The following is a 19199-nucleotide window of genomic DNA, read 5'->3' as shown; positions in this document are numbered from 1 at the left end:
GTTCCGAGGAATCGCTGACGCTCTGCACCGAGGTCACCACTTGGGTGATCATCGCCTGCAACTTGGCGAGGAAGGTGTTGAAGCCTTTGGCAATCGAGCCCAGTTCATCGCTGCGGTCGCTGCTCAAGCGACGGGTCAGATCGCCTTCGCCCTGAGCGATGTCATCAAGCATGGCGACCATTTGCTTGAGTGGCCGCGCGATGCCGTGGCCCACCAGCCAGATCACCAGCAGGCCGATGCCGGCAATGATCAGGCCGACCATGGCCATGCCGAAGGTGTCGGATTTGCGCTGGGCATCAAGGTCGGCCTGGAGGTTTTGCAGATCGGCCATGACCGCGTTGAGCGGCAATTGCAGCATCAGTGTCCAGCGTGCGTCGGTCTGGCCGATGCCGAACGGCAGGTACAGTTCGATGCGGCCCTTGGCCTGATTCACCGAATAGGTGACCTCGTCGCGCTTGAGGTTGGCGAGATTGCTGGCCTGTTCGGCGTCGAGGATGTCGCTGACTTTTTCACCGAATTTGCTCGAGTCCTTGGTGTAGGCAACGATCCGCCCGTTGCCGCCGACCAGAGCCATTTCACCGGCGCCGCTGTAAAGCTTCTGATTGGCGGCGAGCAGCATGTCCTGAATGAAGTTCACCGAGAGGTCGGCGCCGACGATGCCCTGGAACGCGCCGTTGACCATGATCGGTTCAATGAACGAGGCGAGCATGACAATCTTGTCACCGACCTTGTACGGTGCCGGGTCGATCACGCAGGGTTTCTTCGTCTCTTTCGAGCACAGGTAGTACTCGCTGGCGCGCACCCCGGTGGACAGGGTTTTCTGATCGTCGACGTCGGCCAGTTTGTCCACGCCCAGGCTGCCGTCGGTATTGCGGAACCACCACGGCAAAAAGCGCCCGGTGGCCGGGTCGATACCGACCACGGCGCTGCCGATGTAGGCGGCGTCATTGTGGTCCAGTGCGTTTTTTTCCCAGCCGATGTAGGTGCCGAGAATTTTCGGGTTCTTTTCGACGTTTTCCTTGATCAGGCTGATCAGTTGCTCGCGGCTGACGCTCAGGCGCGGCTGGCCATCGGCGCCGGTTGTACCGAGCAAGGCGTTGACCCGTACCAGACCGCCGGCAATCAGCAGCGGCGCTTCGAGTTCGCGCTGGATCTGGCTGACCTGGGTCTGCGCCAGCGAGGTCAGGCGCTGTTCGATGACTTGCTCGAACTGCGCCTGGGTGCGCTGTTGCACCATTTCTTGAGTGCGAGCGCCCGAGAACAGCGCGTACAGCACCAGCGCCGCGACCACGCTGAGAACGATGGCGCCGGCCAGAGCGGCGACGGAAAACTGGATCGACTTGAACTTCATGGGAGCTCCGCACGCAAGAGGACAAACTGCGAGGGATTTATCGGCGGGGTGGGCGCGGCCATGAGAGACGTTGGTCGGAATCGCCGCGCGATGTCGCTGATGGATCGGTGCACGGCGGATTCAATGCGCTTGAGGAATTTCCACGAGGTCTTGCGGCCATAGGTGAATGTACGCGCAATGCGTCCGTTGTATCTGGCGCCGATACAATTAGCCGCCTAGGATACGCCTCATGTTTTCAGGGAGCTTTTGAATGAACAAGACATTAGTGGTAAGTGCTTTGAGCGCAGCGCTGTTGCTGGCCGGTTGTCAGTCGGTCAACACCACCAGCGGCGGTGCCGTGGGCGTGGAGCGCAAGCAGTACATGTTCAGCATGCTGTCCTCGCAAGAGGTCGATCAGATGTACGCGCAGTCGTATCAGAAGACTGTCGGCGAGGCGTCGAGCAAAGGTGTGCTGGACAAGACCAGTCCTGAAGCCAAGCGCGTGCAGACCATCGCCAACCGCTTGATCGCCCAGGCGCCGACCTTCCGCCCGGACGCGGCGCAGTGGCAATGGGAAGTCAATCTGATCAAGAGCGATGAGCTCAATGCCAACTGCGGTCCCGGCGGCAAGATCATCTTCTACACCGGGCTGATCGACAGCCTGAAACTCACCGACGATGAAATCGCTGCGGTCATGGGCCATGAAATCGCCCACGCCCTGCGCGAGCACGGTCGTGAAGCGATGTCCAAGGCGTACGGTATGGAGATGGCCAAGCAGGGCGCTGGTGCCCTGTTCGGTCTGGGTCAGGACAGCCTGGCACTGGCCGACACCGTGGCCAACTACGGCATGACCTTGCCCAACAGCCGCGCCAACGAAAACGAAGCCGACCTGATCGGCCTGGAACTGGCCGCCCGCGCCGGTTACAACCCGAACGCGGCGATCACCCTGTGGGACAAGATGAGCAAGGCTTCCGAAGGCGCGCCACCGGAATTCATGAGCACTCACCCGGCCTCGAGCAGCCGCATTGCTGCGTTGCAGGCAGCGATTCCGAAGGTGATGCCGTTGTACGAAAAAGCCCCGAAGTCCTGAGCCAATGATCGTTCCCACGCTCTGCGTGGGAATGCAGCCCGGGACGCTCTGCGTCCCATTGGAACGCGGAGCGTCCCTTGAGGCATTCCCACGCAGAGCGTGGGAACGATCCTTCAAATCCCCTCACCACAGGTTTTGGGTAGTTCAGTAGACGGGGTTAAACCCAGCCGCTGCTCTGCATCGCTTTATAAACCGCAACAATCGCCAGAATCATGAACGCCGAAGCCGCGAGGCGGCGGATCAGGGTCAGTGGCAGTTTCTCTGCAGCAAAGTTACCCGCCAGGACCACCGGCACGTTGGCAATCAGCATGCCCACGGTGGTGCCGATAATCACCAGCCACAGTTCCGGATATTGCGCGGCGAGCATCACCGTGGCGATCTGCGTCTTGTCGCCGATTTCCGCGAGGAAGAACGCGATCAGCGTGGTCAGGAACGGCCCGAACTTGCGCGCCGTGCTGGCTTCGTCGTCATCCATTTTGTCCGGGACCAGGGTCCACAGCGCCGTGGCGGCGAAGCTGGCGGCGAGGATCCAGTGCAGGACGGCGTCGGAGAAGAAACTGCCGAACCAGGCGCCTACCGCACCGGCTGCTGCGTGGTTGGCCAGGGTCGCGGCGACAATCCCGGCGATGATCGGCCAGGGCTTGCGAAAGCGAGCGGCGAGAATCAGCGCGAGCAGTTGCGTCTTGTCGCCGATTTCGGCCAAGGCAACGATAGCGGTGGGAACGAGTAGCGAGTCCAGCATCAGGGATTTCCTAAGGGGCGGGTCGACACGGCTATGACACGTACAGCCTTCCCGCCCCGGGTAAGGTGTGCGTGTCATAGGTCTTGTCAAACCCTGCGATCCGTCTGATGCGGACGCTTGGGTCGCATACGCCATGATCTGAGGATCAAGTATGTTGACGTATGCCGGACGAGCTTGGCGCTCGTGGGAGACTACTCCCCTAGGACGGAGCGGATTCTGCCTAGGCAAATCCGATTGGGCAAGAACAAATTTTCAGCCGCGCTTGGCCCGGTAGACCCGGAAACCATTGCCTTCAGCCTTGATCGCACACACGCCCAGGTGCTCCTCGATCAACGGCTGATACTTGAGGAAGCTGTTCGCCACAAGGCGTAGTTCGCCACCGTTTTTCAGATGTTTCGCCGCTTTTCGCAGCAGGTTCTCCGTAGCGAAATAATCGGTGTGCACGCCGACATGGAATGGCGGATTGCTCAGAATCGCGCTCAAACCCATCGGCGCGGCGTCGATGCCGTCGCCGGTCAGCACTTCGGCTTCCAGGCCATTGGCAGCCAGGGTCAGACGGCTGCTGGCGGCGGCGAATGCGTCAACATCCAGCAACGTCACCTGATTGTGCGGATAGCGACGTTTCACCGCAGCCCCGAGCACGCCGGCGCCGCAACCGAAATCGAGCAGATGGCCGCTCGGCAGTTTGTCCAGATGCTCCAGCAGCAGGGCGCTGCCGCGATCCAGGCGCCCATGGCTGAACACGCCCGGCAGGCTGATGACTTTCAACGGCCCTTCGGCCAGCGGCAGTTCGTAGGTCTGCGCCAGGCTTTCCAGCGGTTTCGCTTCAGGCGCATTGGCCACGGTGACTTGCCAGAGCTGGCAGTGGCGAGCGCTGTCGAGTTTGCGTGGCTTGCCGAACGGGTTGAGCTGTTTGGACGCGCCTTCGATGCCGCTGCGTTTTTCCCCGACCAGAAACACCTCACGCCCGGCCAGACGCGACGCCACGGCGTTGAGGATGTAGTCGGTCAGGTCCTTGGACTTGGGCAGGAACACCACAGCGCTGTCGAACTCGCGCTCCGGGACATTCACGCCGAACTGGCTGCGGCCCTCGAAACGCGCGTCCAGTGCGGCTTGGTCGCCAGCGTGCCAGCACCAGCCGAACGCATTCGGCAGACGCCCGAGCAGATCGTCGGCGGGCAGGCCGGCCAACAGCAGCGAACCCTGGAATAACTCGGCCTGACGAAGCAGTACTTCACTGCGCGGATCCATAACTGCTCCTTGAAAAAAAGTGCCGCAGTTTATCAACTGACGACCCGCAGCGCCTCACCGCTGAAGAACGCATGGGCGTTTTCGCTCAGTTGCCCGACGATACGCTGGCGCGCCTCGCGACTGCCCCAAGCGTTATGCGGGGTGACGATCAGGCGCTGGATATCGGCGGCGAGCAGCGGATTGCCCTGGGTCGGTGGCTCGACACTCAACACATCGGTCGCCGCACCGCCGAGGTGGCCGCTGCGCAAAGCGTCGGCCAGCGCTTTCTCGTCGATCAAGCCGCCACGAGCGGTATTGACCACAAATGCGCCGGGCTTCATCGCGGCCAGTTCGCCAGCGCCGATGAAGTTCCGGGTGTGCTCGTTGAGCGGGCAGTGCAGGGTCAGGGCGTCGATCTGCGGCAGCAGTTCTTCCAGCGGCAGGCGATCCGGCCGAGCCGGGCGCCCCGGAATCTGCCCGAGCAACACGCGCATGCCGAACGCTTCGGCCAATCGCGCCACGGCGCCACCGAGCTCGCCATGGCCGAGCAGGCCAAGGGTTTTGCCTTGCAGTTCGACGATCGGGTAGTCGAGCAGACAGAACTGTTTCGCCTGTTGCCAGCGGCCTGCGCCCACAGCCTTTTGATAGTCGGCCAGGCGTGTGGCGAGGTTGAGCAACAGCATGATCGTGTGTTGCGCCACCGACGGCGTGCCGTAAGCCTGGCAATTGCACACGGTGATGCCGTGAGCGCGGGCGGCAGCGAGGTCGACGTTGTTGGTGCCGGTGGCGCTGATCAGGATCAGTTTCAGTTGTGGGTTGGCAGCCATTGCAGCGGCGTCGATCACGACTTTGTTGGTGATCGCCACACTGGCGCCGTGCAGGCGTTCGCTGACCTGTTCCGGCAGAGTCTGGGCGAACAGCTGCAAGTCGCTGAAGCATTCGCGCAACGGACCGAGGTCCAGATCGCCGAGATCCAGCGAAGGGTGATCAAGGAATACCGCGCGGCGCGTGTTCGTCATCAACTGTACCTTTTGTGCTGTGAGCGGAGGGCGTACTCTGCCGAGCCTACCAGATGAAACAAATCGTTACGCTGATCCCGCAGCGGACACATAACCCCATGGCGAGGGGATTTAGCGAAACGTCGCACCGCCCCGATCGGCTGCGCAGCAGTCGCAAAATCATTGCCTGCGGGCCAGACAGAAATTTTTGGGGTGCTTCGCAACCCAACGGGGATAAATCCCCTCGCCACAGGACTGTGTTCTTTACAGATTTTTTATTGACCAAGCTGCCCCAAAGGAGCCCCCATGTACTGGACCGAGTTCTTGACCGTTGCCCTGATCCATCTGCTCGCCGTGGCCAGCCCCGGACCGGACTTTGCCGTGGTCGTGCGCGAGAGCGTGACCCATGGTCGCCGCGCCGGCACCTGGACCGCGCTGGGCGTGGGCTCGGCGATTTTCCTGCATGTCGGCTATTCGTTGCTCGGCATCGGTCTGATCGTGTCGCAGTCGATCGTGCTGTTCAACGCGCTGAAGTGGGCGGCGGCGGCTTACCTGCTGTACATCGGCTTCAAGGCCTTGCGCGCGCAACCGGCGAAAACCGACACTGATGACTTGCACCGGGAAACCGGCGTACGTACCGCGCGGGGCGCGTTTACCTCGGGCTTCGTCACCAACGGTCTGAACCCGAAAGCCACGCTGTTTTTCCTCTCGCTGTTCACCGTGGTGATCAACCCGCACACACCGCTGGCGGTGCAGGCCGGTTACGGCGTTTACCTGGCGGTGGCGACGGCGATCTGGTTCTGCCTGGTGGCGATGCTGTTCAGCCAGCAACGCGTGCGCGCCGGCTTCGCCCGCATGGGCCACTGGTTCGACCGCACCATGGGCGCCGTGCTGATTGCTCTCGGCGTGAAAATCGCATTCACCGAGATGCATTGAGAACTGGAACACATCAATCCCTGTGGGAGCGAGCCTGCTCGCGAAAGCGCCAGTCCAGTCACCAAAAATGTCGACTGACCCGACGCCTTCGCGAGCAGGCTCGCTCCCACAGGTCGTGTTTTCTTCAACTTTGGCCCGAAATGCTGGCGCAAAGCTAGCATTTGTACAGCTCTGCAAATCATTCCTTTGGCTGATTTGACTGTCATGCAGGCGCACTAGAGTACGAATCTCTCCGCCAACACCGTGCAGTCAGAAAAGGGATTCTTATGTTGCAGACTCGGGTCATTCCGCCGGCCGATGGGGCCTACCAGTATCCATTGCTGATCAAACGGCTGCTGATGTCCGGCGCCCGTTACGAGAAAACCCGCGAAATCATCTACCGCGACCAGTTGCGCTACAGCTATCCGACCCTGATCGAGCGGGTTGCGCGGCTGGCCAACGTGCTGACGGCTGCTGGCGTGAAGGCGGGTGACACCGTGGCGGTGATGGACTGGGACAGCCACCGTTACCTGGAATGCATGTTCGCCATTCCGATGATCGGCGCGGTGATCCACACCATCAATGTGCGCCTGTCACCCGAGCAGATCCTCTACACCATGAACCACGCCGAGGACCGCTTCGTGCTGGTCAACAGCGAGTTCGTCGGGCTGTATCAGGCCATCGCGCCGCAGCTGACCACGGTGGAGAAAACCCTGCTGCTGACCGATCTCCCGGAGAAAACCGCGGAGTTGCCGAACCTTGTCGGCGAATACGAGCAACTGCTGGCCGCTGCGAGTGCGCAATACGATTTCCAGGACTTCGACGAAAACTCGGTGGCCACTACGTTCTACACAACCGGCACCACGGGCAATCCGAAAGGCGTGTATTTCACCCACCGGCAACTGGTGCTGCACACCATCGGCGTGGCGACGATCATGGGTTCGATCGACAGCGTACGGCTGCTCGGCACCAACGATGTGTACATGCCGATCACGCCGATGTTCCATGTCCACGCCTGGGGTCTGCCTTACGTGGCGACCATGCTCGGGCTCAAGCAGGTTTATCCGGGGCGTTACGATCCGGAGTATCTGGTGGAGTTGTGGCGCAAGGAGAAAGTCACCTTTTCCCATTGCGTGCCGACCATCCTGCAGATGCTGCTCAACGCCAAGGCCGCGCAGGGTGCCGACTTTGGCGGCTGGAAAATCGTCATCGGCGGCAGCGCGCTCAATCGCAGCCTCTATGAAAACGCCAAGGCGCGCGGCATTCAGCTGACAGCCGCTTACGGCATGTCGGAGACCGGGCCGCTGGTGTCCTGCGCGCACCTCAACGACGAATTGATGGCCGGCAGCGAGGACGAACGCACCACTTACCGGATCAAGGCCGGCGTGCCGGGGCCGTTGGTCGAAGCGGCGATTGTCGACGGCGAGGGCAATTTCCTTCCGGCCGACGGCGAAACCCAGGGCGAACTGGTGCTGCGCGCGCCATGGCTGACCGAAGGTTATTTCAACGAGCCGCAGAAGGGCGCCGAGCTCTGGGCCGGTGGCTGGTTGCACACCGGTGACGTCGCCACGCTCGACAGCATGGGCGTGATCGATATTCGTGATCGCATCAAGGACGTGATCAAGACCGGCGGCGAGTGGATCTCCTCCCTCGACCTCGAAGACCTCATCAGCCGGCATGCGGCGGTACGCGAAGTAGCAGTGGTAGGCATCGCCGATCCGCAGTGGGGCGAGCGCCCGTTTGCCTTGCTGGTGGTCCGTGAAGGGCAGGTGATCGGTGCACGGGAACTGAAGGAACACCTCAAGCCATTCGTCGAGCTGGGGCACCTGAGCAAGTGGGCGATTCCCAGTCAGATCGCCCTTGTTACCGAAATTCCCAAGACCAGTGTCGGCAAGCTCGACAAGAAGCGCATCCGCCTCGACATCACCGAATGGCAGGCCAACAACAGCACCTTCCTTTCGACACTTTAAGTGCCTGCTGGCGCGCCGAAACCGGCGCGCCAGACCCACCAAGCAAGCGCTTGGCTTGTGAAATCGAAAAAATCAGCCATCCTTGCCGTGCCGACGTGTGTCGGACTGGCGAAAGGACTGTTCCAGAGTGGTTGGCGGCTGCAAATCACACTTTAGAGGGATCAAGCACTACCACCCGCTGGCTATAGTCCGCTCAAGGACTTTTTGAAAACGGAGCACACGCACTGAACGGGGCGAGCAACTCTGGAACGATTTCGGGCAGCCCTGGCGCCCGGTCCTCCACAGCGTTTTTAAAAGTACTCACTGCCATAACAATAATGCACATGGAGTAGCGTCGATGACCTCAGTAAACCAGTTCTGGCGCCGGGCGAAACTGCCTCTGGCGGTCAGTCTTGCCTCCTCGCTCGCCGGGCCTGCATTCGGCGTCAGTTTCAACGTCGGTGAAATCGAAGGCCAGTTCGACTCGTCCCTGTCGATCGGTGCCAGTTGGTCTACTCAGAGCCCGAACAAGAACCTCATCGGCGTCAACAACGGCGGCCGCGGCCTGTCGCAGACCTCCGATGACGGTCACGCCAACTTCAAGAGCGGCGAAACCTTCTCGAAGATCTTCAAGGGCATCCATGACCTTGAATTGAAATACGGCGACACCGGCGTGTTCGTCCGTGGCAAATACTGGTACGACTTCGAACTGAAGGACGAGAGCCGCGAATTCAAGGACATCAGCGACAGCAACCGCAAAGAGGGTGCCAAGTCCTCCGGCGGGCAGATCCTCGACGCCTTCGTCTACCACAACTACGCGATTGCCGATCAGCCGGGTTCCGTGCGTCTGGGCAAGCAGGTAGTGAGCTGGGGTGAAAGTACCTTCATCGGCGGCGGCATCAACTCGATCAACCCGATCGACGTCTCCGCGTTCCGTCGTCCGGGCGCCGAGATCAAGGAAGGCCTGATTCCGGTCAACATGTTCTACGTGTCGCAGAGCCTCACCGATAACCTCTCGGCCGAAGCGTTCTACCAACTGGAATGGGATCAGACCGTCGTCGACAACTGCGGCACCTTCTTTTCCCAGCCAGACATCGTTGCCGACGGTTGCGACAACAATTTGCGCGTACTGAACAAGCGTTCGCAGATTCCGGCGATCGCTTTGGGGCCGTTGGCCGCCAACGGTGTGAACGTCGACCAAGAAGGCGTGCTGGTGCGCCGTGGGCCGGACCGTGACGCGCGTGACAGCGGTCAGTGGGGCGCGTCCCTCAAATACATGTTCGAGCCACTCGACACCGAGTTCGGCGCCTACTTCATGAACTACCACAGCCGTGCGCCGATCTTCAGCGCCACCGGTGCCCCGCAATCGGTCTACAACACCGCCGCCGCGCTGCCGGGGCCTTTTGCCGCACTCGCACCGCTGCTGGTTGCGGGCAACTCCAATTACTTCATCGAATACCCGGAAGACATTCGTCTCTACGGTCTGAGCTTCTCCACCACCCTGCCTACCGGTACGGCGTGGAGCGGTGAGATCAGCTACCGTCCGAACGCGCCGGTACAACTGAACTCCACCGACATCCTGTTTGCCGGCGTGCGTCCGCTGGGCGGCGCGCTGACCAACGCTTCGCTGCTGACCGGCGTGCCGGGTCAGGATCTGCATGGCTATGAGCGCAAGGAAATCACCCAGATCCAGACGACCTTCACGCACTTCTTCGATCAGGTCATGGGCGCCAGCCGTCTGACCCTCGTCGGTGAAGTCGGCGCGACCTACGTCGGTGGCCTGGAAAGCCGTTCCGACAAGCGCTATGGCCGTGACCCGGTCTACGGTCCGGGCGAGTTGCCGGCGACTGGCGGTATCGATACCTGCGCCAACATCCTCAACAACAGCACCATCAACGGTGCAGGTCCCGGTTCGCCGCAGAACAACCGCAGCCGCAATTGCGAAAACGACGGTTTCACCACGTCGATGTCGTGGGGCTACCGTGGTCGGGCGATTTGGGAATACAACGACGTGTTTGCCGGTGTGAACCTCAAGCCGAACGTGGCCTGGTCCCACGACGTCAGCGGTTACTCGCCAGGCCCTGGCGGCAACTTCGAGGAAGGTCGCAAAGCGGTCAGCCTGGGCGTCGATGCCGAGTACCAGAACACCTACACCGCGAGCCTGGCCTACACCAATTTCTTCGACGGCAAGTACACCACCGTGGATGACCGCGACTTCGTGGCGCTCAGCTTCGGCGTGAACTTCTAAGCACTGCATTTCAGGACGAACGAATTTATGAAAATAACAAAGAGTCTGTTCCACGCCGGTGTTCTGGGCCTGTCGCTGCTGGCGACCAGTGTCATGGCGGCGGTGCCTGCTGCCGAAGCGGATAAACTGGGCAAGAGCCTGACGCCAATGGGCGCGGAAATGGCCGGTAATGCCGACGGTTCGATTCCGGCCTGGAAACCGCTACCGAAGAATGCCGGCAGCGTCGACAGCAAGGGCTTCCTGTCCAACCCTTACGCCAGTGAGCAGCCGCTGTTCACCATCACTGCCAAGGATGTCGACAAGTACAAGGACAAGCTTGCCCCGGGCCAGTACGCGATGTTCAAGCGCTACCCGGAAACCTTCAAGATGCCGGTCTATCCGTCCCATCGCGGCGCCACCGTGCCGGATGACGTGTTCGCTGCGATCAAGAAGAACGCCACCAGCACCAACCTGGTGTCCGGCGGCAACGGTCTGGAAAACTTCGATACCGCCGTGCCGTTCCCGATCCCGAAAACCGGTGTGGAAGTGATCTGGAACCACATCACCCGCTATCGCGGCGGCAGCGTGACCCGTCTGGTGACCCAGGCCACGCCGCAACCGAACGGCTCGTACAGCCTGGTGTACTTCCAGGATCAGTTCGTGTTCCGCGACAAGATGAAGGACTACGATCCGGCGAACCCGGGCAACATCCTGTTCTACTTCAAGCAGAAAGTGACTGCGCCGGCGCGTCTGGCCGGTGGCGTATTGCTGGTGCACGAGACGCTCGATCAGGTCAAGGAGCCGCGTTCGGCGTGGGTCTACAACGCCGGTCAGCGTCGTGTGCGCCGTGCACCACAAGTGTCGTATGACGGCCCGGGTACCGCCGCCGACGGCCTGCGTACCTCGGACAACCTCGACATGTACAACGGTGCGCCGGATCGTTACGACTGGAAGCTCGAAGGCAAGAAAGAGATGTACATCGCCTCCGACAGCTACAAGCTCGACGATCCGAAACTGAAGTACTCGGACATCATCAAGGCCGGTCACATCAACCAGGACCTGGCTCGCTACGAGCTGCGCCGCGTCTGGCACGTGGTCGCGACCCTGAAGGAAGGCCAGCGCCACATCTATGCCAAGCGTGACTTTTACATCGACGAGGACACCTGGCAGGCAGCGGTCATCGACCACTATGACGGTCGCGGCCAACTGTGGCGTGTAGCCGAGGCACATGCCGAGAACTACTACGACAAGCAAGTGCCGTGGTACGCCCTCGAAACCCTCTACGACCTGCAGTCCGGCCGTTATCTGGCACTAGGCATGAAGAACGAAGAGAAGCAGGCGTATGACTTCGGCTTCACCGCCACCACCAGCGACTTCACCCCGGCCGCTCTGCGTCAGGATGGTGTTCGCTAAACCTGCGTAAACCCGAGGCCGCATCCTCGTGAAAACGCCCCGACCGGTTCGGGGCGTTTTTGTGTCTGTAGCCTTTTTGTAGCCATTTGTAGCAGTGACCTTCATTACCTCTTCGTTTAAGGCTAGGCTGCGGACATCTGCAACGCCGCCAATCGCCTTCGAACAAGAGCCGGCCATGACTGATCTGTCCCCACTTCCGGGTCCCGCAAGCATCACCGTCGCAGCACTGGACGGGCGTTTTTTCCGCCCGCCGCTGCCTGATGGCTATGTCTTGCGGCCGCGCCTTTGCCAGCGTCTGCAGGCAGGGCTCGGAGGTCGGTTGCTGCTGGTCAGCGCCCCGGCCGGGTTCGGCAAAAGCTCGCTGGCGGTGGAGTTCTGTCAAAGCCTGCCGGCGCATTGGCAAAGTCTCTGGCTGGGCTTGAGCCCACGAGACAGTGATCCCGGACGTTTTCTTGGGCGCTTGCTTGAAGGGCTACAGGACTATTTTCCTGCGTTGGGCGCTGGCGCTCTCGGTCTGCTGAAAATGCGTCAGCGTCATCAGCCGTTTGCTTTCGAAGAATGGCTCGACGGTCTGCTCGATGAGCTGGCTCTGCATCTCGATCCTGCTGCACCGCTGCTGCTGGTGCTCGACGACTACCACCTCGCCCAAGGGCCGGTGCTGGATCGTTGCCTGCAATTTTTCCTCAATCATCTGCCCGATGGCTTGCTGGTGATGGTCACCAGCCGTCAGCGCCCGGACTGGCATCTGGCGCGTCTGCGCCTGTCGCGGCAGTTGCTCGAGCTGCACGAACAGGACTTGCGCCTGACCCACGACGAAGCCCTGACCTTGCTCGACCGCCACAGCAGCTCACTGCGCGGCGAAGCACTGGAAAGCCTGATCCAGCGCAGCGAAGGCTGGGTCGCCGGTCTGCGCTTCTGGCTGCTGGCGGTGGCCGAGGCGGGCAACGATGCCGCGCTGCCGCAAGCACTGAACGGCGGCGAAGGGCTGATACGCGATTATCTGCTCGAAGAAGTCATCGATTGCCTGCCGGCCGAAGTGCAATCGTTTCTCTACGAAACCGCTCCGCAGGAACGCTTTTGCAGCGAGCTGTGCGACGCGGTCCGCGAAGCCCATGACAGCGCCGAGATCCTGCGCTTTCTCCTCGCTCACCAAGTGTTTCTGGTGCCGCTGGACGAGCACGGGCACTGGTATCGCTATCACCATTTGTTTTCTGACTTGTTGCGCAGCCGGCCGATCGCCCAGGCGATGGTGCCCAACGCCACCCTGCATTTGCGCGCCTGCCGCTGGTTCAATGCGCAAGGCTTGCTCGACGAGGCGGTGGAACAGGCGTTGCGTGCCGGGCATCTCGATGTCGCGGCAAATCTCGTACAGAACCTGTCCGAAGAACAGCTGCTCGCCGAGCAGAACGTCGGCATGCTGCTGCGCTGGAAAATGGACTTGCCCGACAGTCTGCTGATCAGCACGCCTCGGCTGATCGTGCTCTACAGCTGGGCGCTGGGGCTGGCCTGTCAGCTCGATGCCGCTGAGGAGCTGGCCAGCCATTTAAGCCGCTTTCTGCCAGCACCATCAGCCACTGCGCAGAAATCCATGCTGGCGCAATGGCTGGCATTGAGCGGGATCATCGCTCGCGGACGCGGCCATCGCGAACTGACCCTGCGCTATTGCAGTGAAGCGCTGGAGAGCCTGCCGGCCAAGCGTTACGGCCAGCGGCTGATGTGCCTGTCGACCTTGTCCAATCTGGCGATCGCCGACGGCGATCTGTGGCGCGCCCGTGGCCTGAACCGCGAATCGCTTGAACTGGCGCAACGGGTCGGCAATCCATTATTCGAAGCATTGGCTCACTACGACAGAGCTCGAGTCTTGCAATCGCGGGGCGAGATTCTGCGTGCACTGGATGAAGTGCATCAGGGCCTGGAGCGGCTGCGCGGTCTGTCGCCGCAACGCCTGTACGCCGTGCGCGCGCGGCTGACGTTGTATGAAGGTTTCCTGCTGGCGATGCGTTTGCAGCCGCAGGCCGCACGCGTACGCCTGCTGGCCGGCATTGGCGAAGCGCGGGCCTGTCGCGACATCAGCGTGCTGATCGGCCACTGCGTGATTGCCCGCCTCGACGGCGCCAGCGGCGAGTTCGCCAAGGCCTTCGCCGAACTCGCCGAGGCCGAACGCCTGATGCACATCTGGGACGTGCCGCCGATCTACTACCTGGCGATGATCACCCTGGTCAAGTGCGAACTGTGGCTGGCCCAGGGCCGCATCGATCTCGCCGAGGCGTGGCTTGCACGATTGGGCCAGACCTACACCGGCGAAAACGCTGCGGCGCCACCGGAGTTTCATCCACAGCTGCCACTGCACGTGGAACTGCAACAGGCGCTGCTCGATGTGATTCAGGGGCAACCGATGCTCGCCGAAGGGCGGCTGAACGTGTTGCATGAAAACGGCCAGCGGACCGGGCGGCAGTTGCTCAGTGTGATGGCGTTGACGCAGAAGGTGGCGCTGTTGCTGTCCGGTGGGCGCGAGCCCGAGGCGCGCAAAGTGTTGAGTCAGGCGCTGGAAGCAGCGGCCGGCGGCGTCTTCCAGCCTTTCGATGCGCTGCTGAAAAGTCATGCCGACTGGATGCGCGGGCAATTGCAAGCGCTTTCCTGCAACGCCGTCAGCCAGCAATTGCTCACACATTTCCCAACAGCCGCGCCGCGCCCGACCGTGGAAAGCTCCGCTACCGAACAACTCAGCAGCCGCGAACTGGCCGTGCTGCGCCTGATCGCTCAAGGCTGTTCCAATCAGGAGATCAGCGAGCAGTTGTTCATTTCCCTGCACACGGTGAAAACCCACGCCAGCCATATCAACAGCAAGCTCGGGGTCGAGCGGCGTACGCAGGCAGTGGCGCGGGCGAAGGCATTGGGGTTATTGCTCTAGCGACGGTAAAATTCGCCATCGGCCGTTGCCAACGGCGTTGACCCTGTCCAGGATTTTTCCATGACCACGCCCAGCCCTGCGCTTATCCGCGAAACCTTCCCCGTCGGCCCGCTCCAGTGCAACTGCACCATCATCGGCGACCCAATCACGAAAAAAGCCATCGTCGTCGACCCGGGCGGCAACCCTGACTTGATCATGGCGCGTCTCGATGCCCATGGCCTGAAAGTCGTGAGCATCATCCATACCCACGCGCATCTCGATCACTTTCTCGCTTCCGGGCAGATGAAGGAGAAAACCGGTGCGACCCTGCATCTGCACAAGGAAGACCAGTTCCTTTGGGACAATCTGGAGATGCAGTGCCAGATGTTCGGCGTGCCCTACACCCCGGTGCCGTCGCCGGATCGTTGGCTGAGCGATGACGAAGAACTCGCCTGCGGTTGCGGCGTGGCCCTGCACACGCCGGGACATACACCCGGTTCCATGAGCTTCTGGTTTTCCGAGGCTAAGCTGTTGATTGCCGGCGACACGCTGTTTCGTCGCGGGGTAGGGCGCACGGATTTGTGGGGTGGCGATCAGGCGACCATCGTGCGTTCGATCAAGCAGCGGCTGTATACGCTGGACGAGGACGCAACGGTTGTCACCGGGCACGGTCCGGACACGCGTCTGGGTGATGAGATGCGTGAGAACCCGTTTGTGCGTGCCTGAATTTTTTGTCACGGGTGTGCGGCGGAATTTTTGCGCATTGTCATGATCCAACGCCCGCGCAGGTCCATTGATTGATCAGTGGCCGCTGCACCACAGAATGCAAAAAACCAGGAGCTCTCCATGTTCACCACGCGTCGTTTGATTATTGTCGCTACTGCCGTGGCCGTGCTGTCCGGCTGCGCCTCGCCCAATCCGTATGACAATCAGGGTCAGGCCGACGGTGGCTCGCAAGGCATGAGCAAAACCGCCAAATACGGTGGCCTCGGTGCGCTGGCCGGTGCACTTGCCGGTGCCGCCATCGGCCACGACAACCGTGGCAAGGGCGCCTTGATCGGCGCCGCCGTGGTCGGTGCTTCCGCGGCAGGCTACGGCTACTACGCCGACCAGCAGGAAAAGAAACTGCGCGCGAGCATGGCCAACACTGGCGTTGAAGTGCAGCGTCAGGGCGATCAGATCAAGCTGATCATGCCGGGCAACATCACTTTCGCCACCGATTCGGCGAACATCGCTTCCAGCTTCTATCAACCGCTGAACAACCTGGCCAACTCACTGAAAGAGTTCAACCAGAACCAGATCGAAATCGTCGGCTACACCGACAGCACCGGCAGCCGCCAGCACAACATGGACCTGTCCCAACGTCGTGCGCAGAGCGTGGCGACCTACCTGACCTCGCAAGGCGTCAGCGGTGCCAACCTGTCGGCCCGTGGCGCCGGCCCGGATAACCCGATTGCCAGTAACGGTGACGTCAACGGCCGCGCGCAGAACCGCCGGGTCGAGGTCAACCTGAAGGCTATTCCGGGTCAGCAGTATGGTGGTCAGCAGCAACAGCCAGGCACGGTGCAGCAGTATCCGTAAGCGATTGCCTGATTGAAGAAATGCCCGGTCCTGTGATTCGGGCATTTTTTTGTGTCATCTGTGCCGGCCCTTTCGCGGGCAAGCCCGCTTGCCCGCGAAGAGGCCAGTGTTGTCACCGCAAAATCAGCCGATACAAAAAAGCCCCCGGACACCAGCATTGTCCGGGGGCTTTTTGTTGGGCGCGAAACCCGATTACTTCTTCAGACCATAATGCTCATCGAGCATGCCCGGCGAATTCGGGCTCTTCGGCGCGTAATCACGCGGTGGCTCCTGATCGCGCGGTGGCGTCAGGCGTTCGCGTGGTGCCTGCGCTGCGTCGGCGTGCAGGGCGGCGATCAGGCGCTGGCGGGTCTGCTCGTCCAGGGCCAGACGATTGGCGCCCTCGGCGAGATGATCCTGCACTTCCTGATAGCTCTGGGTCAGCTTCTTGACCAGCATCGCGGTGCTGTTGAAGTGGGTGACCACTTCGTTCTGATAACTGTCGAAACGCTCCTGGATATCATCCAGTTGACGCTGCGTACGGCTCGGTGCGGCGTTCGGCGCAACGCGCGCGATCAGGAATCCAATGGCGACACCCACAACCAGGGCAAGAGTCGGTAACAACCAAACTAAGAGCGAGTGTTCCACGAGTCCTTCCTCTATAAACGGCTTTGCTTTACGTTAACGGCTCGAACCTGCGCTGTATACCGCGATTCACTCGCAATAGATTGGCACAGACAATTTGCTAGACGAGTCGACCCGATTCGAGGTCACGGAGTTCCTCCCTTGCTGATGCGTGAAACCCCTGTAGTGATTGACGGCCCTGTCGGCCAAATTGAGGCTTTGTATCTGGATAACGAGCAGCCGCGCGGCATCGCGCTGATCTGCCATCCGAACCCGGTACAGGGCGGCACCATGCTCAACAAGGTCGTCTCGACCCTGCAGCGCACCGCGCGTGACGCAGGCCTGATCACCTTGCGTTTCAACTATCGCGGCGTCGGCGCCAGCCAGGGCGAGCACGATATGGGCACCGGTGAAGTCGACGACGCCCAGGCCGCCGCTGCGTGGCTGCGGGAAAAACACCCGGATCTGCCGCTGACCCTGTTCGGTTTCTCCTTCGGCGGATTTGTTGCAGCAAGTCTCGGCGGCCGTCTCGAAGCCCAGGGCGTCCAGCTTGCACACCTGTTCATGGTTGCCCCGGCGGTGATGCGTCTGGGCGAGCAGGATCAACTGCCGCAGCACGGCGGGTTGACCGTGATCCAGCCGCAAACCGATGAAGTCATCGATCCGCAACTGGTCTACCAGTGGTCGGCACAACTCCGGCGCCCCCATGAGCTGCTGAAAGTGGCAGAATGCGGACACTTTTTTCACGGCAAGCTGACCGATCTCAAAGATCTGCTGCTGCCGCGTCTCTCGAATTGATTGCAGTCTGACAAGCGATTACCCATGACCAACCGTACCCGCATTCTCACCGGCATCACCACCACTGGCACGCCGCACCTGGGCAACTACGCCGGCGCGATTCGCCCGGCAATCCTCGCCAGCCGCGACAGCCAGGCCGATTCGTTCTATTTCCTGGCCGACTACCACGCCCTGATCAAATGCGATGACCCGCTGCGCATCCAGCGCTCGCGTCTGGAAATCGCCGCGACCTGGCTGGCCGGTGGCCTCGATGTCGATCGGGTGACCTTCTACCGCCAGTCCGACATCCCGGAAATCCCCGAGCTGACCTGGCTGCTGACTTGCGTCGCCGCCAAGGGCCTGCTCAACCGTGCGCACGCGTACAAGGCCTCGGTGGACAAGAACCTTGAAACCGGTGAAGACCCGGATGCCGGCATCACCATGGGTCTCTACAGCTATCCGGTGCTGATGGCGGCGGACATTCTGATGTTCAACGCGCACAAGGTGCCGGTCGGTCGCGATCAGATTCAGCATGTGGAAATGGCCCGCGATATCGGCCAGCGTTTCAACCATCTGTTCGGTCAGGGCAAAGAGTATTTCACCATGCCCGAAGCGCTGATCGAAGAAAGCGTGGCCACCTTGCCGGGCCTCGACGGTCGCAAGATGTCGAAGAGCTACGACAACACCATTCCGCTGTTCTCCAGCGCCAAAGAGATGAAGGACGCGATCTCGCGGATCGTCACTGACTCCAAGGCCCCGGGCGAAGCGAAAGATCCTGACAACTCGCACCTGTTCACTCTGTTCCAGGCCTTCGCCACCCCGGCGCAGGCTGACGAATTCCGCAGCGAACTGCTCGGTGGTCTGGGCTGGGGTGAGGCGAAGAATCGTCTGTTCCAGTTGCTCGACAACGAGCTGGGCGAGGCGCGCGAGAAGTATCACCAGTTGATCGAGCGTCCGGCGGACCTGGAAGACATCCTGCAGATCGGTGCGAAGAAGGCCCGCGCCGTGGCCACGCCGTTCCTCAATGAATTGCGCGAAGCTGTCGGCCTGCGTTCTTTCGTCAATCAGGTTCAGGTGGCCGCGACTACCAAGAAAAAAGCCGCGAAAGCCGCGCGTTTCGTCAGCTTCCGCGAGGACGACGGCAGCTTCCGTTTCCGTCTGCTGGCGGCCGATGGCGAGCAATTGCTGCTGTCGCGTAACTTCGCCGACGGCAAAACCGCCGGCCAGGCGACCAAACAGTTGCAGTCCGGCGAGCCGCTGGATGTGCGTACTGAAGAACTGAGCTTCAGCGTCTGGCTGGCCGGTGAGTGCGTGGGCGACAGCCCGGCGTTTGCCGACATCGGTGCGCGGGACGCCGCCATCGAGGCGTTGCGCGTCGCGCTGACTCCAGCTCAGGACTGATCGGCGGCACGACCCGACCAAGGGCCGATTGCCATTCCCACAGGCCGTCGCTA

At 61.4% G+C, this 19199-nt stretch carries 14 protein-coding genes, 1 pseudogene and 1 riboswitch; of the genes and pseudogenes, 10 read left to right on the top strand and 5 right to left on the bottom strand.

Annotated features, from left to right (window positions below; all coding sequences use genetic code 11):
• Nucleotides 1-64: 64 nt before the first annotated feature.
• Nucleotides 65-262: pseudogene (locus ACYSTU_RS03750) on the bottom strand (HAMP domain-containing protein); the annotation flags it as partial.
• A 1339-nt stretch (nt 263-1601) separates the two neighbouring features.
• Here ACYSTU_RS03750 and ACYSTU_RS03745 point away from each other — a divergent pair.
• Nucleotides 1602-2420, top strand: a complete 819-nt coding sequence (locus tag ACYSTU_RS03745; RefSeq protein ID WP_016773242.1) for a M48 family metallopeptidase — start codon at nt 1602-1604, stop codon at nt 2418-2420.
• Nucleotides 2421-2577: 157 nt separating this feature from the next.
• Here the strand turns inward: ACYSTU_RS03745 and ACYSTU_RS03740 are convergent, their stop codons facing one another.
• The 3 genes from ACYSTU_RS03740 to ACYSTU_RS03730 form a co-directional block, all read right to left on the bottom strand.
• Nucleotides 2578-3162, bottom strand: a complete 585-nt coding sequence (locus ACYSTU_RS03740) for a TMEM165/GDT1 family protein (protein WP_016773243.1) — start codon at nt 3160-3162, stop codon at nt 2578-2580.
• A gap of 88 nt (nt 3163-3250) precedes the next feature.
• A riboswitch (yybP-ykoY riboswitch) is annotated at nt 3251-3375 on the bottom strand.
• A 39-nt stretch (nt 3376-3414) separates the two neighbouring features.
• The gene (locus ACYSTU_RS03735) at nt 3415-4413 is read right to left on the bottom strand and encodes a methyltransferase (RefSeq protein ID WP_498996067.1); all 999 of its coding nucleotides are present in this window, start codon (nt 4411-4413) and stop codon (nt 3415-3417) included.
• A gap of 32 nt (nt 4414-4445) precedes the next feature.
• The gene (locus ACYSTU_RS03730; RefSeq protein ID WP_498996063.1) at nt 4446-5411 is read right to left on the bottom strand and encodes a 2-hydroxyacid dehydrogenase; all 966 of its coding nucleotides are present in this window, start codon (nt 5409-5411) and stop codon (nt 4446-4448) included.
• 285 nt (nt 5412-5696) lie between these two features.
• Here ACYSTU_RS03730 and ACYSTU_RS03725 point away from each other — a divergent pair, with 285 nt between their 5' ends.
• The 7 genes from ACYSTU_RS03725 (at nt 5697) to ACYSTU_RS03695 (ending at nt 16365) form a co-directional block, all read left to right on the top strand.
• Nucleotides 5697-6326 (top strand): LysE family translocator, encoded by a 630-nt coding sequence (locus ACYSTU_RS03725; protein WP_110603010.1) that lies wholly within the window; start codon nt 5697-5699, stop codon nt 6324-6326.
• A 266-nt stretch (nt 6327-6592) separates the two neighbouring features.
• A complete protein-coding gene (locus ACYSTU_RS03720; protein ID WP_073473480.1) occupies nt 6593-8275 on the top strand; it encodes a fatty acid--CoA ligase in 1683 nt (560 codons plus the stop codon).
• Between the two features lie 337 nt (nt 8276-8612).
• Nucleotides 8613-10502, top strand: a complete 1890-nt coding sequence (locus ACYSTU_RS03715; RefSeq protein ID WP_110603014.1) for a DUF1302 domain-containing protein — start codon at nt 8613-8615, stop codon at nt 10500-10502.
• A 27-nt stretch (nt 10503-10529) separates the two neighbouring features.
• Nucleotides 10530-11894, top strand: a complete 1365-nt coding sequence (locus ACYSTU_RS03710; protein ID WP_024014265.1) for a DUF1329 domain-containing protein — start codon at nt 10530-10532, stop codon at nt 11892-11894.
• A gap of 175 nt (nt 11895-12069) precedes the next feature.
• Nucleotides 12070-14805 carry a winged helix-turn-helix domain-containing protein gene (locus tag ACYSTU_RS03705; RefSeq protein WP_498996057.1) on the top strand — a complete coding sequence of 912 codons (2736 nt, stop codon included), beginning with the start codon at nt 12070-12072 and terminating at the stop codon, nt 14803-14805.
• Between the two features lie 60 nt (nt 14806-14865).
• Nucleotides 14866-15510 (top strand): MBL fold metallo-hydrolase, encoded by a 645-nt coding sequence (locus tag ACYSTU_RS03700; RefSeq protein ID WP_024014263.1) that lies wholly within the window; start codon nt 14866-14868, stop codon nt 15508-15510.
• Between the two features lie 120 nt (nt 15511-15630).
• Nucleotides 15631-16365, top strand: coding sequence for a YiaD family glycine zipper/OmpA-like lipoprotein (locus tag ACYSTU_RS03695; RefSeq protein ID WP_016773250.1), 735 nt, complete (start codon nt 15631-15633; stop codon nt 16363-16365).
• Nucleotides 16366-16557: 192 nt separating this feature from the next.
• On the opposite strand, the gene ACYSTU_RS03690 is transcribed toward ACYSTU_RS03695, so the two are convergent.
• Nucleotides 16558-16992: a Z-ring associated ZapG family protein gene (locus tag ACYSTU_RS03690; protein ID WP_016773251.1), complete on the bottom strand. Its 435-nt coding sequence runs from the start codon at nt 16990-16992 to the stop codon at nt 16558-16560.
• 144 nt (nt 16993-17136) lie between these two features.
• Here ACYSTU_RS03690 and ACYSTU_RS03685 point away from each other — a divergent pair, with 144 nt between their 5' ends.
• Both ACYSTU_RS03685 and ACYSTU_RS03680 read left to right on the top strand, forming a co-directional pair.
• A complete protein-coding gene (locus tag ACYSTU_RS03685) occupies nt 17137-17766 on the top strand; it encodes an alpha/beta hydrolase (RefSeq protein WP_498996052.1) in 630 nt (209 codons plus the stop codon).
• A gap of 24 nt (nt 17767-17790) precedes the next feature.
• Nucleotides 17791-19146 (top strand): tryptophan--tRNA ligase, encoded by a 1356-nt coding sequence (locus ACYSTU_RS03680; protein ID WP_136492730.1) that lies wholly within the window; start codon nt 17791-17793, stop codon nt 19144-19146.
• The last annotated feature ends 53 nt before the right edge of the window (nt 19147-19199 follow it).

It is taken from the genome of Pseudomonas glycinis, from assembly GCF_054871425.1.
Note: the sequence above shows the minus strand (reverse complement) of the source record. Positions and strands in the feature narration are given on the sequence as shown.